General features: G+C 65.5%; 17 protein-coding genes. All 17 read right to left on the bottom strand.

Annotated elements, in window-relative coordinates; all coding sequences use genetic code 11:
* Positions 1-3: 3 nt before the first annotated feature.
* The 17 genes from nuoL to G6N13_RS01115 all read right to left on the bottom strand — a co-directional run bounded on the left by nuoL (position 4) and on the right by G6N13_RS01115 (position 15,429).
* Positions 4-1,881: an NADH-quinone oxidoreductase subunit L gene (gene nuoL / locus G6N13_RS01195; protein WP_163694469.1), complete on the bottom strand. Its 1,878-nt coding sequence runs from the start codon at positions 1,879-1,881 to the stop codon at positions 4-6.
* Positions 1,881-2,180: an NADH-quinone oxidoreductase subunit NuoK gene (gene nuoK, locus G6N13_RS01190; protein WP_132166064.1), complete on the bottom strand. Its 300-nt coding sequence runs from the start codon at positions 2,178-2,180 to the stop codon at positions 1,881-1,883. Before nuoK ends, nuoL begins: the two co-directional genes overlap by 1 nt.
* Positions 2,177-2,923 (bottom strand): NADH-quinone oxidoreductase subunit J, encoded by a 747-nt coding sequence (locus G6N13_RS01185; protein ID WP_163694468.1) that lies wholly within the window; start codon positions 2,921-2,923, stop codon positions 2,177-2,179. The genes nuoK and G6N13_RS01185 overlap by 4 nt, the downstream gene beginning before the upstream one ends.
* Positions 2,920-3,543: an NADH-quinone oxidoreductase subunit NuoI gene (gene nuoI, locus G6N13_RS01180; RefSeq protein WP_407663858.1), complete on the bottom strand. Its 624-nt coding sequence runs from the start codon at positions 3,541-3,543 to the stop codon at positions 2,920-2,922. The genes G6N13_RS01185 and nuoI overlap by 4 nt, the downstream gene beginning before the upstream one ends.
* Positions 3,536-4,765, bottom strand: coding sequence for an NADH-quinone oxidoreductase subunit NuoH (gene nuoH / locus G6N13_RS01175; protein WP_163694467.1), 1,230 nt, complete (start codon positions 4,763-4,765; stop codon positions 3,536-3,538). Before nuoH ends, nuoI begins: the two co-directional genes overlap by 8 nt.
* On the bottom strand, positions 4,762-7,143 hold the full coding sequence (locus tag G6N13_RS01170) for an NADH-quinone oxidoreductase subunit G (RefSeq protein ID WP_163694466.1): 2,382 nt from the start codon (positions 7,141-7,143) through the stop codon (positions 4,762-4,764). The genes nuoH and G6N13_RS01170 overlap by 4 nt, the downstream gene beginning before the upstream one ends.
* The gene (gene nuoF / locus G6N13_RS01165; protein ID WP_163694465.1) at positions 7,143-8,465 is read right to left on the bottom strand and encodes an NADH-quinone oxidoreductase subunit NuoF; all 1,323 of its coding nucleotides are present in this window, start codon (positions 8,463-8,465) and stop codon (positions 7,143-7,145) included. Before nuoF ends, G6N13_RS01170 begins: the two co-directional genes overlap by 1 nt.
* A complete protein-coding gene (gene nuoE, locus G6N13_RS01160) occupies positions 8,447-9,184 on the bottom strand; it encodes an NADH-quinone oxidoreductase subunit NuoE (protein WP_163694464.1) in 738 nt (245 codons plus the stop codon). Before nuoE ends, nuoF begins: the two co-directional genes overlap by 19 nt.
* A complete protein-coding gene (locus G6N13_RS01155; protein WP_163694463.1) occupies positions 9,181-10,479 on the bottom strand; it encodes an NADH-quinone oxidoreductase subunit D in 1,299 nt (432 codons plus the stop codon). The genes nuoE and G6N13_RS01155 overlap by 4 nt, the downstream gene beginning before the upstream one ends.
* Entirely contained in the window at positions 10,479-11,105 is a 627-nt protein-coding gene (locus G6N13_RS01150; RefSeq protein WP_235678012.1) for an NADH-quinone oxidoreductase subunit C, read from the bottom strand. Before G6N13_RS01150 ends, G6N13_RS01155 begins: the two co-directional genes overlap by 1 nt.
* Before the next feature lie 32 nt (positions 11,106-11,137).
* A complete protein-coding gene (locus tag G6N13_RS01145; RefSeq protein WP_163694461.1) occupies positions 11,138-11,692 on the bottom strand; it encodes a NuoB/complex I 20 kDa subunit family protein in 555 nt (184 codons plus the stop codon).
* Positions 11,683-12,042, bottom strand: a complete 360-nt coding sequence (locus G6N13_RS01140) for an NADH-quinone oxidoreductase subunit A (protein WP_163694460.1) — start codon at positions 12,040-12,042, stop codon at positions 11,683-11,685. Before G6N13_RS01140 ends, G6N13_RS01145 begins: the two co-directional genes overlap by 10 nt.
* A 160-nt stretch (positions 12,043-12,202) precedes the next feature.
* Positions 12,203-12,607 (bottom strand): Rv3143 family two-component system response regulator, encoded by a 405-nt coding sequence (locus G6N13_RS01135; protein WP_163694459.1) that lies wholly within the window; start codon positions 12,605-12,607, stop codon positions 12,203-12,205.
* Between the two features lie 30 nt (positions 12,608-12,637).
* A complete protein-coding gene (locus G6N13_RS24715) occupies positions 12,638-12,865 on the bottom strand; it encodes a hypothetical protein (RefSeq protein WP_235677898.1) in 228 nt (75 codons plus the stop codon).
* Positions 12,865-13,215, bottom strand: a complete 351-nt coding sequence (locus G6N13_RS01125; RefSeq protein ID WP_163694458.1) for a DUF6285 domain-containing protein — start codon at positions 13,213-13,215, stop codon at positions 12,865-12,867. The genes G6N13_RS24715 and G6N13_RS01125 overlap by 1 nt, the downstream gene beginning before the upstream one ends.
* Entirely contained in the window at positions 13,212-14,183 is a 972-nt protein-coding gene (locus G6N13_RS01120; protein ID WP_235677897.1) for a phosphotransferase family protein, read from the bottom strand. The genes G6N13_RS01125 and G6N13_RS01120 overlap by 4 nt, the downstream gene beginning before the upstream one ends.
* Before the next feature lies 1 nt (position 14,184).
* On the bottom strand, positions 14,185-15,429 hold the full coding sequence (locus G6N13_RS01115) for an acyl-CoA dehydrogenase family protein (RefSeq protein ID WP_163694457.1): 1,245 nt from the start codon (positions 15,427-15,429) through the stop codon (positions 14,185-14,187).
* Positions 15,430-15,434 lie beyond the last annotated feature (5 nt).

Raw genomic sequence — 15,434 nt, 5'->3', positions numbered from 1 at the left:
GTGTCACCTCCACGCCGTGAACAGGACTACGGCGATCACCAGTGCCGTACCGGCCAGCATGCACAGCGCATACGAGCGGGCGAACCCGGTCTGCACCTGACGCAGCCGTTCCGAGATCCGGCCGACCGCATAGGCGAGCCCCTGCGTCACCCCGTCGACGCCCTTCTCATCCACGACCACAAGACCTTTCGTCAGCTCCTGGCCGCTGCGCATGAAGACCGCCTCGTTGAACGCGTCCCCGTAGAGGTCGTTGCGTGCCGCGACGGTCAGCGGGGACACGTCCAGCGGCGCGGCCTCGGGCACCTTGCGCGTCGCGTATTGCCGGTAGGCCGCCGCGATACCGATGGCGACGACGCCCAGCGCGGTCACGGTGATGATCCAGGCGGGGATGAGGTGTTCGGCTTCGTGGCTGCCGACCACCGGCTCCAGCCAGTGTCGCAGGGTGTTGCCGATGGCGAGGAGGGCACCGGTGCCGACGGAGCCGACGGCCAGCGCGATCATCGGCGCGGTCATGGTGGCGGGGGATTCGTGGGGGTGGGTGTTGGGTTTCCAGCGCCGATGGCCGAAGAATGTCAAGAGCATGACGCGGGTCATGTAGAAGGCGGTGATCCCCGCGCCGAGTAACGCGGCCCCGCCCAGAAGGATGCCTTTGGCGCCGCCGCTGTTGAACGCCGCTTCGATGATGGCGTCTTTGGAGAAGTAGCCGGCGAACGGCGGGACGCCGATGATCGCGAGATAGCCGAGCCCAAAGGTGACGAAGGTGATGGGCACCACGGAGCGTAGGCCGCCGTAGCGGCGCATATCGGTCTCGTCGTCCATGGCGTGCATGATCGAGCCGGCCCCGAGGAACAGGCCGGCCTTGAAGAAGCCGTGGGTGAGCAGATGCATGATCGCGACCGCGTAGCCGGCCGGACCCAGTCCGGCGGCCAGCACCATGTAGCCGATCTGGGACATCGTGGAGGCGGCGAGTGCCTTCTTGACGTCGTCCTTGGCGCAGCCGATGATCGCGCCGAACAGCAGGGTGACGGCGCCGACGATGACGACGGCGGTCTGCGCACCCGGCGCGGCGTTGAAAATCGGGCCGGATCGGACGATGAGGTAGACACCGGCGGTGACCATGGTCGCGGCGTGGATCAGTGCGGACACCGGGGTGGGGCCTTCCATCGCGTCACCGAGCCAGGACTGCAGTGGCACCTGGGCGCTCTTGCCGCAGGCGCCCAGGAGCAGCAGCAGGCCGACCGCGGTCAGTGCGCTCTGGCTCATGCCCGGCACTGAAGCGAACACGGTGCTGAAGGTGACCGAGCCGAGGCTGGCGAACAGCACCATCAACGCGATCGCCAGGCCCATGTCTCCGACGCGGTTGACCACGAAGGCTTTCTTGGCTGCGGTGGCCGCCGACGGCTTGTGCGACCAGAACCCGATCAGCAGATACGACGCCAGACCCACGCCTTCCCAGCCCAGGTAGAGGCCCAGGTAGTTGTCGGCCAGCACCAGCAGCAGCATCGCGGCGACGAACAGGTTGAGGTAGGCGAAAAACCTCCGGCGAGCGGGGTCGGTCTTCATGTAGCCGATCGAGTAGATGTGGATGAGAGAGCCCACCCCGCTGATCAGCAGCACGAAGCACATCGACAGCGCATCGAGTTGCAGGCCGAAGTCCACCCGCAGGACACCGACCGGCACCCAGGAGAACAGCACCTCGTGGACGATGCGGTTCTCGCCCGGGAGCGCGAGCAGGTGGGTGAATAACACTGCGCCGCAAACGAACGCGCCGATCATGGCGGCGCAGGCCAGGAGATGTCCCCACGCGTTTGTGGCCTTGCCCCCCAGCAGCAGGATCACCGCCCCGGCCAGGGGCAGCGCGATGGTCAACCACACGTACATCAGTGCCGCAACAGGTGGGCGTCGTCGACGTTGGCGCTACGCCGGGTGCGGAAGATCGTCATGATGATCGCCAGACCGACCACCACCTCGCAGGCGGCCACCACCATGGTGAAGAACGCCACCACCTGACCGTCCAGGTGACCGTGCATGCGGGAGAACGTCACGAATGCCAGATTCGCGGCATTGAGCATCAGCTCCACACACATGAACATGACGATCGCGTTGCGCCGCAACAACACCCCTGAGGCGCCGATGGTGAACAACAGCGCCGACAGATATAGGTAGTTGTCCGGATTCATCGTTGACCGTTCCCGTTGTCGGACCGCGCCAGGATCGTGCTCACCGACGATTCCTCCTTCGTGCCGTCGGGTAGTCGAGCCAGGGTGTTGAGGGCGTTGTGCCGGGCGTAGACCCCGGGGTTGGGCAGCGGTGTGGCGCGGGCGCCGGTCTGGAAGCGGTCGATCACCAATTCGCGCTGGGTCTTTCGCCGTTCGAACCGCTCCCGGTGCGCCAGCACCATCGCACCAAGGGCCGCAGTGATCAACAGCGCACTGGTCAGCTCGAAGGCCCAGAGGTCGCGGGTGAAGATGAGCACCGCCAGGCCCTGCACATTGCCACCCGCATTCGCCTCGGCCAAGCCCACGAACCCGGTCGTGGTCACGGTGCCGATCCCGGCGATCAGCAAGATGCCGAACCCCAGGCCGGCCGCGATAGCCGCAATACGCTGGCCTCGAATGGTTTCCACCAGTGACTCCGAGGAGTCGACGCCGATCAGCATCAGCACGAACAGAAACAGCATCATCACCGCACCGGTGTAGACGACCACCTGCACCACTCCGAGGAACAGCGCGTCCTGTGCGACGTAGACCATCGCCAGCGCGATCATCGTGGTGGCGAGGAAGATCGCCCCGTAGACGGCCTTGGGTGCCGTGACGACGCCGACCGCTCCGGCCACCGCGATGACGGCGAGAATCCAGAACACCACGGCCTCGGTTGTGGATGTGCGGACGAGGGTTTCGGCCGCCAGGAAGGTTACAGTCACCCAGCCACCCCTTTGCCGACCGAGCCAATCCCCGTGTCGCTTCGCTCCTGCCCGCCGATCTCAATCCCCGTGTCGCTTCGCTCCTGCCCGCCGATCTCAATCCCCAAGGCTTGCCCGACCGCGATCCGCCCCAAGTAGTAGTCCTCGTCGGTGGCCCCCGGCGCCATCGCGTGCGGCGGGGCTGCCATTCCCGGTTGTAGTGGGGCCAGCAGTTTGTCCTTGCCGTAGATCAGGTCGGAGCGGTTGTCGTCGGCCATCTCGTAGATGTTGGTCATGGTCAGCGCCCGGGTGGGGCATGCCTCGATGCACAGTCCGCAGCCAATGCAACGCAGATAGTTGATCTGGTACACCCGCCCGTAGCGCTCACCGGGGGAAAACCGTTCGCCCGCAGTGTTATCGGCGCCCTCGACGTAGATGGCATCAGCGGGACACGCCCACGCACACAGTTCGCAGCCGATGCACTTCTCCAGCCCGTCGGGATACCGGTTGAGCTGATGGCGGCCGTGGTAGCGCGGCGCGACCGGGCCGGGTTTCTCCGGATACTCCTCGGTAATAGGCCGTTTGAACATCGTGCCGAACGTCACGCCGAAACCCTTGACCGCATCGAGGAACTTAGGCATCTGCTGTCTCCTTGGGTGGCGTCGCCGGACCGGGCATCGGGGGGATGGGGAACGCCCGGGCATCCGCCGGGGGCGGTGGTGGCAGGGTCTTGCGGTGGATGAGCTTGCGCCGCAGAGATTTCGCCGCCAGCAGGACGAGCAACAGCACCGCGGCGACGATCATGTTGGTGATGATGCCGGCGCGGCCGATGCTGTGCAGGACGGCCACGATCATGATCCAGACCAGCGAGATCGGGATGAGCAGTTTCCAGCCCAGCGCCATGAACTGGTCGTAGCGCAGCCGCGGCAGGGTGGCCCGTAGCCACATGAAGACGAACAGGAACGTCCACACTTTGGCCACGAACCAGATCAGCGGCCACCACTCGGTGTTGGCGCCGTCGATCAGGCTGATCGGCCAGGGGGCATGCCAGCCTCCGAGGAACAAGGTGGTGGCCAGTGCGGAGACGGTGGTCATGTTCACGTACTCGGCGAGCATGAACATCGCGAACTTCAGCGAGGAGTATTCGGTGTGAAAGCCGCCCACCAGTTCGCCTTCGGCCTCGGGCAAGTCGAACGGGGCCCGGTTGGTTTCACCGACCATGGAGGTGACGTACACCGCGAAGGACGGCAGCAGCAGGAAGACGTACCAGGTGTGTTCCTGGGCGGCCACGATGCCTGATGTGGACATGGTGCCGGCGTACAGGAACACCGCGGCAAAAGACAATGCCATGGCGATCTCGTAGGAGATCACCTGCGCGCTGGAGCGCAACCCACCCAGCAGGGGATAGGTGGAACCCGAGGACCAGCCGGCCAGCACGATCCCGTACACCCCGATCGAGGTGACGGCCAGGATGTAGAGCACCGCGACCGGGAGATCGGTGAGCTGCAACGGAGTCCGGTGTCCGAAGACCGAGACCACCGGACCCAAGGGGATGACCGCGAAGGCCAGGATCGCCGGGATCACCGAAATGATCGGCGCCATCAGGTAAATGGGCTTGTCCACCCCGGCCGGTATCAGCCCCTCTTTCAGGGCGAGTTTGATGCCGTCGGCCAGGGATTGCAGGATTCCCCACGGTCCGACTCGGTTGGGTCCGTACCGCATTTGCATGCGGCTCAGGATCTTGCGTTCCAGCAGGATCGCCACCAATACGGTGAGCAAGAGGAAGGCGAAGACCGCGACCGCCTTGATCACAATCAGCCACCACGGATCAAGACCGAACACCGTCATATCCGGGTAGTTCATGCGCCGGCCTCCCGCTCGATGCATACCACGGCACCGGTGGTGACGCCGAGTTGCTCGTGCACCGCGCTACCGGGTGAGTGCAGCGGCAGCCACACCACACCATCGGGCATGTCGGTGATCGCCAGCGGCAAGGTGATCGCTCCGCGCCCGGTCGACACGGTGACCACATCTCCGTCGGCGGTGTCGATCCCGGCTGCCGTCGCCGCCGACAGGTGCACCACAGCCGGCCGTGCGGTTCCCGCCAGATATGGTTCACTGTCCTGTAACCGCCCGGAATCCAACAGCACTCGCCATCCCGCCAGCACTGCCTCACCGGTCTCCAATGGCATCGGCTCCTTCGGCGCAACGGCCGGGGGAGCGGGCCGCTCGCCGTCCCAAGACCCCAACGCCGCGATCTCCGCGCGGGCTTCGGCGGGGGTGCGGAATCCGAGGTCCACCCCGAGTTCGTCGGCCATGATCTGCAGCACCCGCAGATCAGGGAAAGAGTTGCCGGGCATTGCGGGTTCGAAGGAGCGAATCCGGCCTTCCCAGTTCAGGAATGAGCCGGCCTTCTCGACAACGGGGGCGATCGGGAACACCACGTCGGCCAGCGCCGTCACAGCGGATTCCCGTAGTTCGAGGCTTACGACGAAGCCGGTCGATTCGATGGCGGCGAGAGTGGCGTGCGGCTCGGGCAGGTCGGTCGGATCGACCCCACCGATGAGCAGCGCGTCCAGTTCGCCGCCGGCGGCAGCGGCCAGGATCGCGGTGGTATCCCGGCCCGGCATGTCGGGAAGCTCGGCGACATGCCAGGCGGCAGAGAGCTGTTGGCGGGCGCCAGCAGCAGTGACGGGACGAGCGCCGGGCAGCAGATTGGGTAGACACCCGGTGTCCAGGGCGCCGCGCTCACCGGCGCGGCGGGGAATCCAGGCCAGCCGGGCGCCGGTCTCCTTGGCGACCCGCGCTACCGCCGACAGTGCGCCACGGCTGGTCGCGAGTCGTTCTCCGGCCAGGATGATCGCGGATGCCGGCAGGTCTGCGGCCAGCCCACCGAGGGCTGAGGCCTCCTGCCCGGGTTCGGTCGGCACCACCTGGGCGGCCAGCTTGGTGGATCCCGCCGAGGCGAACGGTGCGATCGTCACCACGCGCAGGCCGTGCTTGCGGACCGCCTTGCGCAGCCGCAGGAATACGATCGGCGACTCGTCCTCGGGCTCGAATCCGACCAGCACCACCACCGGGGCGGCCTGCAGATCGGTGTAGCTGACGTGGTGGCGGCCGGCCACCTCCGCGGCCAGGAACTCCTGTTCCTCCACCGAGTGCGGTCGAGAACGGAAGTCGATGTCATTGGTGCCCAGGGCGATTCGGGCGAATTTGGCGTAGGCATAGGCATCCTCGACCCCGACCCGGCCGCCGACCAGCACACCGGTCCGACCCGAGGCCAGCCCAGCGGCAGCCACCGCGATCGCCTCCGGCCAGGACGCCGAACGCAAGGCGCCGTTCTCGTCGCGCACCAACGGCGTGGTCAGGCGATCGCCGACGCGGGTGTAGGTGAACGCCCAGCGGCCCTTGTCGCAATTCCATTCCTCGTTGACTTCCGGGTCGTCACCGGCCAGCCGGCGCAGCACGACGCCGCGGCGATGATCGGTGCGCTGGGCGCACCCCGACGCGCAGTGCTCGCACACGCTGGGGCTGGACACCAGATCGAACGGGCGGGCCCGGAAACGATATGCCGCACTGGTCAACGCCCCGACCGGGCAGATCTGCACCGTGTTGCCACTGAAGTAGGAGTCGAAGGGTTCTCCGGGTGCGATGCCGACCTGCTGCTGCGCTCCGCGTTCCAATAGCGAGATCAATGGATCCCCGGCGATCTGGTCGGAAAACCTTGTGCAGCGGGCACACAACACGCAGCGCTCCCGGTCCAGCAGCACCTCGGTGGACAGGTTGATGGGCTTGGGGAAGGTGCGTTTGATATCGGTGAAACGAGTGTCGACCCGCCCGTTGGACATCGCTTGGTTCTGTAGCGGGCATTCCCCACCCTTGTCGCATACTGGGCAGTCCAGCGGATGATTGATCAGCAGCAGTTCCATCACGCCGTGCTGGGCTTTGTCGGCAGCCTCGGAGGTGTACTGGGTATGTACAACCATGCCGTCGGACACTGTGGTGGTGCAGCTGGCCATCGGCTTGCGCTGGCCTTCGACCTCGACCAGACATTGCCGGCAGGCCCCGACCGGATCAAGCAGCGGATGATCACAGAACCGCGGTATCTGCACCCCCATCAGTTCCGCGGCCCGAATCACCAATGTGCCCTTGGGTACTGCGACGTCGACGTCATCGATGACGAGGTTGACCATCGCTACGGCAGGAGACATCGGTGCATTTGTATCTGCGGTCTGGGTCATCAGGCTCCCACCCCCTCCGGCGCGGCCAGCATTGAGGCATACGGGTCGAACGGGCAGCTGCCGTCCAGGTGGGCCTCGTATTCAGCGCGGAAATACTTGATCGACGAGATGATCGGCGAGGCAGCACCATCACCCAACGCGCAGAACGACTTTCCGAAGATGGTGTCGGAGATGTCGAGCAGTTTGCCGATGTCTTCCTCGGTGCCGCGGCCGGTCTCGAGCCGTTCGTAGATCTGGCTGAGCCAGTATGTCCCTTCGCGACAGGGTGTGCACTTGCCACACGATTCGTGGGCGTAGAACTGCGTCCAGCGCCGCACGGCGCGCACCACACAGGTGGTCTCATCGAAGATCTGCAACGCCTTCGTGCCCAGCATTGACCCGACTGCGGCCATGCCCTCGTAATCCAATGGCGCGTCGAGATGTTCGGCTGTCAACAACGGTGTCGACGATCCGCCGGGAGTCCAGAACTTCAGCTCGTGACCGGCACGGACCCCACCGGCGTATTCGAGCAACTCGCGCAGGGTGATGCCCAGCGGTGCCTCGTACTGCCCAGGGGCGCTGACATGTCCGGACAGCGAATACAGCGTGAAGCCAGGCGATTTCTCCGAACCCATCGACTTGAACCAGTCCACCCCGCCCAGCAAGATCGGCGGCACGCTGGCGATGGACTCGACATTGTTGACGACGGTGGGGCAGGCGTACAGGCCGGCGACGGCGGGAAACGGTGGCCGTAGCCGGGGCTGGCCGCGGCGGCCTTCCAGTGAGTCCAGCAGCGCGGTTTCCTCACCGCAGATGTAGGCCCCGGCTCCGGCATGCACGATCAGGTCGAGATCGAATCCCGAGCCCTGGATATCGGTGCCCAGATAGCCCGCCGCATAGGCTTCGGCGACCGCGGCCTGCAGCCGCCGCAACACCGGAACGACCTCACCGCGCACATAGATGAAGGCGTGCCGGGCCCGGATCGCGTATGCCGCGATGATGGTGCCCTCGACGAGGAAATGCGGTGTGGTCAGAATCAGCGGAATGTCTTTACAAGTACCGGGTTCGGACTCGTCGGCATTGATCACCAGATACTTCGGCTTGGCGCCGGCCCCGGTCGCGTCCTGGGGAATGAAGGACCATTTGGTGCCGGTGGGGAAGCCCGCACCGCCGCGACCGCGCAGCCCGGACTCCTTGACCGTCGCGATGACGTCATCGGGTTTCATACTCAGCGCGGTTCGCAGCGCCTGATACCCGTCATGGCGAACATACGTTTCCAGCGCCCAGGGCTCGGGCTCATCCCAGAACCGGCTCAGCACCGGCGTCAGCGATGTTGCGGGCATCGCGCCTCGCTTTCGGGGACCGGGGGTGCCGACATGCCGAGCTCGCGGGCCACCCGCAGACCGGCTAATGTGGCCGCGCCCGGTGCGCCGCCGCCGGACTCGCCGTCACTCGACAGCCCGGCCAGCGTTCGTGCGGTGTCCCGGAATGAGCAGAGTTGGCTGCCGCGGGTGGGGTGTGGGGTGTGGCCGGCGCGAATATCGTCGATGAGTTGGCGTGCGGTGGCCGGGGTTTGATTGTCGAAGAACTCCCAATTGACCATGATGACCGGGGCGTAGTCGCAGGCGGCGTTGCATTCGATGTGCTCGAGGGTGATGCGCCCGTCGGCGGTGGTGCCCCCGGCGTGCACACCCAGTTCGGTTTCCAGGGTGTCCAGGATGGCGTCACCGCCCATGACGGCGCACAGGGTGTTGGTGCACACGCCGACCAGGTACTCGCCGGTGGGGGTGCGACGGTACATCGAGTAGAAGGTGGCGACGGCGGCCACCTCGGCATCGGTCAGGTCGAGTTGGCCCGCGCAGAAGGCGATTCCGGCCCCGGTAACGTAACCGTCTTCGGACTGGACCAGATGCAGCAGGGGCAGCAGCGCCGAACGGGCCTGCGGGTAGCGGGCGATGATCAGCGCCGCGTCAGCGGCGAGGCGCTGTTGCACCTGGGCCGGATAGCTGGTGGGCCGCCCGGGTTCCTCAGGCCGCGGGCCCAACACCAGGTCGATGCTCACCTGTCGACACCTCCCATGACCGGATCGATGGACGCGACGGCGGCGATGACGTCGGCGACCATGCCGCCCTCCGACATGGCGGCCACCGCCTGCAGATTCGTGAAACTCGGGTCGCGGTAATGCACCCGATACGGACGCGTGCCACCGTCGGAGACCATGTGCACCCCGAGCTCGCCGCGGGGAGATTCCACCGCGACGTAGACCTGACCGGCGGGCACCCGGAAGCCCTCGGTGACCAGTTTGAAGTGATGGATCAGGCCTTCCATCGAGGTGCCCATGATCTTGGCGATATGGGCGGGGGAGTTACCCAGCCCGTCGGGGCCGATTTGCAGATCCGCGGGCCAGGCCAGCTTCTTGTCACTGATCATCACCGGGCCGGGCTCCAACCGCTCCAGGCACTGGGCGACAATGCGCAGAGACTGGCGCATTTCACCGACCCGGATCAGGTACCGGCCATAGCAATCAGAGCCGGTGGCGGTGACGACATCGAAGTCATAGGTCTCGTAGCCGCAATAGGGTTGAGTCTTGCGTAGATCATGAGGCAGCCCGGTGGACCGCAGCACCGGACCGGTGATGCCCAGCGCCATACACCCGGTTAGATCCAGGTAACCGATCCCCTGAGTGCGGGCCTTCCAGATATAGCTCTCGGTCAAGAGGTCTTCGAGTTCACGCAGCCGTCCAGGCAGGATCGTGAGAAGGTCACGAACCCGCTCGGGTCCGTCGTCCGGCAGGTCGGTGGCCAGGCCGCCGGGGCGGATGTAGGCGTTGTTCATCCGCAAGCCGGTGATCGCCTCGAACACGTTCAAGATGAGCTCGCGTTCGCGGAAGCCGAAGAACATCGGGGTCATCGCCCCCAACTCCATGCCGCCGGTGGCCAACGCCACCAGATGGCTGGAGATGCGGTTGAGTTCCATCACCATCACCCGAACCACGCTCGCCCGCACCGGGATGTCGTCGGTGATGTCGAGAAGTCGTTCCACGCCAAGGCAGTAGGCGGTCTCATTGAAAAACGGCGACAGGTAGTCCATCCGGGTTACGAACGTCACGCCTTGAGTCCAGGTGCGGTACTCGAGGTTCTTTTCGATACCGGTGTGCAGATACCCGATGCCGCATCGGGCTTCGGTGACCGTCTCGCCCTCGATCTCCAGGATCAACCGCAACACCCCGTGTGTCGAGGGATGCTGGGGACCCATGTTCACCACGATCCGCTCGCCGGCTTCGCCCTTGCGGGCGGCGGCCACGATGTCCTGCCAGTCCTGGCCGCCCAGGACGATCACGTTTTCTTCGATACTCATCAGTGATACGACCTGCGCTCATCGGGCGGGGGGATCTGGGCACCGTGGTACTCGACCGCAATACCGCCGAGTGGATAGTCCTTGCGCTGCGGGTGGCCCACCCAGTCGTCGGGCATCTCGATGCGGGTCAATCCGGGGTGGCCGTCGAAGATGATGCCGAAGAAGTCGTAGGTCTCCCGCTCATGCCAGTCGACCGTTGGATACACTGAAAACAGCGATGGCACATGCGGATCGGCGTCCGGGCATGTCACTTCAACCTGGACTCGCCGGTTGTGGGTGATCGACATCAACGGGTAGAACGCATGCAATTCCCGGCCCGTGTCGTCCGGGTAATGAACACCCGACACACCACAACATAATTCGAACCGCAGGCGTTCGTCGTCGCGCAGCGCCTGGGCCACGGCAGGCAGATGGCCGCGGCGGACTTCCAGGTTCAGCTGTCCGCGGAAGACGACGACACGTTCGACGGCGGTACCGAAAGCGTCGGTGCCCAACACCTCGGCCAACCGGTCGACGAGCTCGTCGAAATAGGAGCCGTAGGGCCGCGGTGTGCTGCCGGGCAAAGCGACTCCACGGACCAGCCGGCCGTAGCCGGACGTGTCGCCGCTGCCGTTGATGCCGAACATTCCGTGGCGAACACCGATAACCTCATCCTCGCTCACCGCAGCAGCCCCTTGAGTTCCAGTGTGGTGGGGGAAGCCAGGGCGGCCTGTTCGGCCGCCGCGATGGCCTCGGCACGATGCACCCCCAACGGCATCTCGGCAATCTTGGCGTGCAGGGCCAGGATCGCATTCAGCAACATTTCCGGACGCGGGGGACACCCGGGGAGATAGATATCCACCGGCACCACATGATCCACACCCTGCACCACCGCGTAGTTGTTGAACATCCCTCCACTGGAGGCGCACACCCCCATGGCCAGCACCCATTTCGGCTCGGCCATCTGGTCATAGACCTGCCGCAGCACTGGGGCCATCTTCTGGCTCACCCGGCCGGCCACGATCATCAGATCCGCCTGCCGGGGGGTGGCCGAAAACCGTTCCATGCCAAAGCGGGCGATATCGAACCGGGGTGAGGCCGTCGCCATCATCTCGATCGCACAACACGCCAAACCGAACGTCGCCGGCCACAGCGACCCCTTACGCACAAACCCGGCGACCTTCTCCACCGTCGACAACAGGATGCCGCCCGGCAACTGCTCCTCTAATCCCATTCCAGGCCACCCCGGCGCCACACATACCCATACACCACGAACACGGTGCCCATGAAAATCAGCATCTCTACCAGCGCGAACGTCCCCAGCGAGTCAAACGAGACCGCCCAGGGATACAGAAACACGATCTCGATGTCGAACACGATGAACAACATCGCGGTCAGGTAGTACTTGATCGGGAACCGCTGGCCCGCTGGCTCCCCGGCTACCGGCTCGATCCCACACTCGTAGGCCTCCAACTTGGCCCGGTTGAACCGCCGGGGCCCGATGACCAACGCGATCACCACCGACACAATCGCGAACCCGGCCGCGATCACCCCCAACACCAAGATGGGCAGGTACAGATTCATAGGGCTGTGTCACTCCTCGCTTGGGCTGGAGATGTGAGCTACGACACAGCCTAGCGATCTTGAGTGCTGCTGTCGCGGTTTCGTTAGGATGGTTCGAAGAGCTGAACGCGGTCCATCTCGCCACGAGAGGGCAAGGGCGACAGCGTATTTGGCGTCTAAATCACTGAACTGGTGTGCGCAGCAAACCAACGACCGCGTCGCCCAGCCGGATCGGGTCGATCGGATGAGGCACTGCGGCCTCCGCCCGCGACCAGTTGGCCAGCCATGCATCGTCGGGCCGGCCGGTCAAGACCAGCACTGGCGGGCAGTCGTCGATCTCGTCCTTGAGTTGTTTGGCAATGCCCATGCCGCCGACCGGGGCTGCCTCACCGTCGAGGATCACCAGATCGAATCCGCCGGCGTCCATCAGCTGAATGACCATGGGGCCGGTGGCGACATCGGTATAGGCCAACTCCGGCAGTTCGGGATGGACCCGCGTCCCCAGCGCCAAGCGCACCTGCTCCCTGGTGCGGGCATTGCTGCTGTACACCAGAACGTTAAGAGGTTGTGCGCCGGGCCGAGACACCCCGCCGATGCTACTTCTACATCGCGGAATTCATCGTGGATGCGCTGAAATCGACACCAGCGCGGGAAAGTTCGAGTGTTGCACACGGCCGCCTACCCGCAGGATCACCTGTTCACCGCGCAGCGTCGCGGAATCCAGGATGTGCCGCTGGACGAAGCCGCCGTCGAACACCTGCCGGTCGAGCACCTCGACGTCACCGTCCGTGATGGCGGCGAACAGCCGGTCGGCAGCGTCGATGATCTGATCGGGGGTGGGCATCAGCTCCTCCCTCCCTGGGATTGGTCATATCCGGGGTGGGCGATGGCCAGCCGGTGGCGGACCAGGGCCCGCAGGCCGCCGACGATGTCGTCGTGATCGTCGAGGTCGCCGGCGCGGATCGCGGCGGCGAGGGTGTTCTCATCGGAGAAACCGAGCTGCTCCAGGGCAGCCAGCGGCTCGCCCGAGGTCTTCTCGAGCAACTCCCGCTCGACGGTGCGCAACACGTTCGCGGCGACGAGGGCGTGGAAGTTGACCGACCCGGTGGTGTTGGCCCGGACGTCACCCTCGAGGAATTCGGCAACGGCAGCGACCAGCTCGGCGGCGGTGGGCCGCCCGTTCAGCCCGGTCATGACGCTCCCTCCAGCAGGTCCAGGAGATCCCATTCGGTTTCGCAGACCCGCCGCCCGACCGCGGCGAGTTCTACCGAACGGCTTTGGCCGCTGAGATGTCGTTCGGCCTGGAACCGGCAGATCACCCCCCAACGCAGGGTGGCCACCACCAGCCACCAGCGCAGTGCCGCCCGGTCGACTCCTGTGCCCCCAGCATGCTCGTAGGCGGCGACGAAGTCGTCGATGCTGCCAAGCCCGCCTGCGGCCATGCTGGGTGGGGCACCGAACCGCCAGGCTCTGATGCAGAACCACGCGAGGTCTTCATAGATCTCACCGATGTGGACCAGTTCCCAATCCAGCACCGCCGCCAGGCCGGACCCGTCGACGATCAGGTTGCCCATCCGGAAGTCGCCATGCACCAGCCGCAGGGGTGACGGTGGCGGGCGATGTTTGGCCAGCCAGCGGAACGCCCACTCGAATGTCGCTGTGGTTTCGCCCATTTCGTCCAGGCGGTGGCGCCATTCCGCCACAGCGTCCTGTTCGGTGAGGCCTGGTGCGTCAGTAGCGGCGCGATGAATCGCGGCCAGCGCCCGCGCGCACTGGCGCAGTAGCCTCGCCCGACTGTCGTCGTCGAGTTGCCGCTGGATGCGCCGGACGATGGTTTCGCCGGCGATCTCGCCGCAGATCAAAAACGGATTACCCAGTAGCTCAACGGAATCCGACGCAATCAGCACATCAGGCACCGGGGCGCCGACTGCGCCGGCGGCCTTCTGCACGGCAGCCTCCAACTCCATGCCGGCGTGCACATCGTCGGGCGGACCGGTGCGCAGGATCAGCGCACGCCGATCTGAACCCGTAACCGCGTCGAACGCCCAGGTGGTGCGACTCGCGCCACCGGTCAGCGCGCGCAGGTTATCGATCTCGGTGGTCGGTCCGAGGATGGGGCGCAGCACCCCGGCCACATCCGCGGACAGCGTCTCGGCGGCCACGTCAGCGGGCCGGCTTGCCGAACTTGAACATCCGCTGGGCCACCCGACGCATCTGAATCTCCTCGGCGCCCTCGGTGATCCGGTAGCGGCGATGGTGGCGGTAGATGTGCTCGAAGGGCTCGTGGCGGCTGTAGCCGATACCGCCGTGCACCTGCATGGCTCGATCGGCCGCCTCGCATACCAGTCGATTGGCGCGGTAGTTCGCCATCGAGACCTTGTCGGACACTTCGAGGTGATGGTTGCGGTCGAGCTCCCATGCCGCGTAGCGGACCAGCAGCCGAACCATCTGCGCCTCGGTCTGCAACTCCACCAGCGGCCACTGCACCGCCTGATTGGCCGATAGTGGCTTGCCCCATGTCACCCGCTTGCCGGCGTACTCCACGGCCCGGTCGATACAGTGCTGGGCGGCGCCCAGGCTGCTGGCCGCCTGTCGAATCCTGTTCTCGTGCAGAAATGTTTGGGCAACTTCCAGCCCGTGATCGAGCTCACCGAGCACCGCGTCGGCGGGCACCCGAACATCGTGCAGTTCGACCTCGCCGTGGTCGGTGGGCATGTTGAACGTCCACCAGTAGAACGGAACCTCGAAACCGTTGGCATCGCAGGGAACCAGGAAGGCGGTGATGCCGGCGGCCTGGCCGGGCTCACCGGAGGTGCGGGCGAACACCAGATCGTGGGTGGCCCGGTGCACGCCGGTGTTCCAGCGCTTGGCGCCGTTGATCACCCAGTCGTCGCCGTCACGCTCAGCGCGGGTCTCCAGCCAGGTGGCATCCGAGCCGTGATCGGGTTCGGTGAGACCGAACGCCATCGACCGCCTGCCGGTCAGCATGGCCTCGATCCACTCGCTCTTCTGCGCCTCGGTGCCGAACCGGTCCATCATGATGACCTGCGGGAAGTTACCGACGATCGACGACTCGTCCTGAAGGTCGTTGTGCAGGCCAAGACCCTTGTGGGCCAGATGCTCTCGGATGACGGCCATGTCCACGTTGCTGCCGTCGCGGCCGCCGAACTTCGAGGGTAGCCCGTAGCGCAGCCAGCCGGCTTTATCGGCGCGACGGCGCATCTCATCGAGCAGGTCTTCCCATTCCCGCCGCGGGATACCGCCATTCTCGACGTCGGTCCGGGCGAACTCGCGACGCTGGTCGAAATACTGCATGTGCTCGCGCTCAAGCGGTTTGATCTCGGCCTCGATGAACGCGTCCATCTCGGCCAGCAGTGCCAGAAGGTGTTCGGGAAGAGTGAAATCCACGTTGA

The organism is Mycolicibacterium sarraceniae, from assembly GCF_010731875.1.
In the GTDB taxonomy this organism is placed as follows: domain Bacteria; phylum Actinomycetota; class Actinomycetes; order Mycobacteriales; family Mycobacteriaceae; genus Mycobacterium; species Mycobacterium sarraceniae.
Note: the sequence above shows the minus strand (reverse complement) of the source record. Positions and strands in the feature narration are given on the sequence as shown.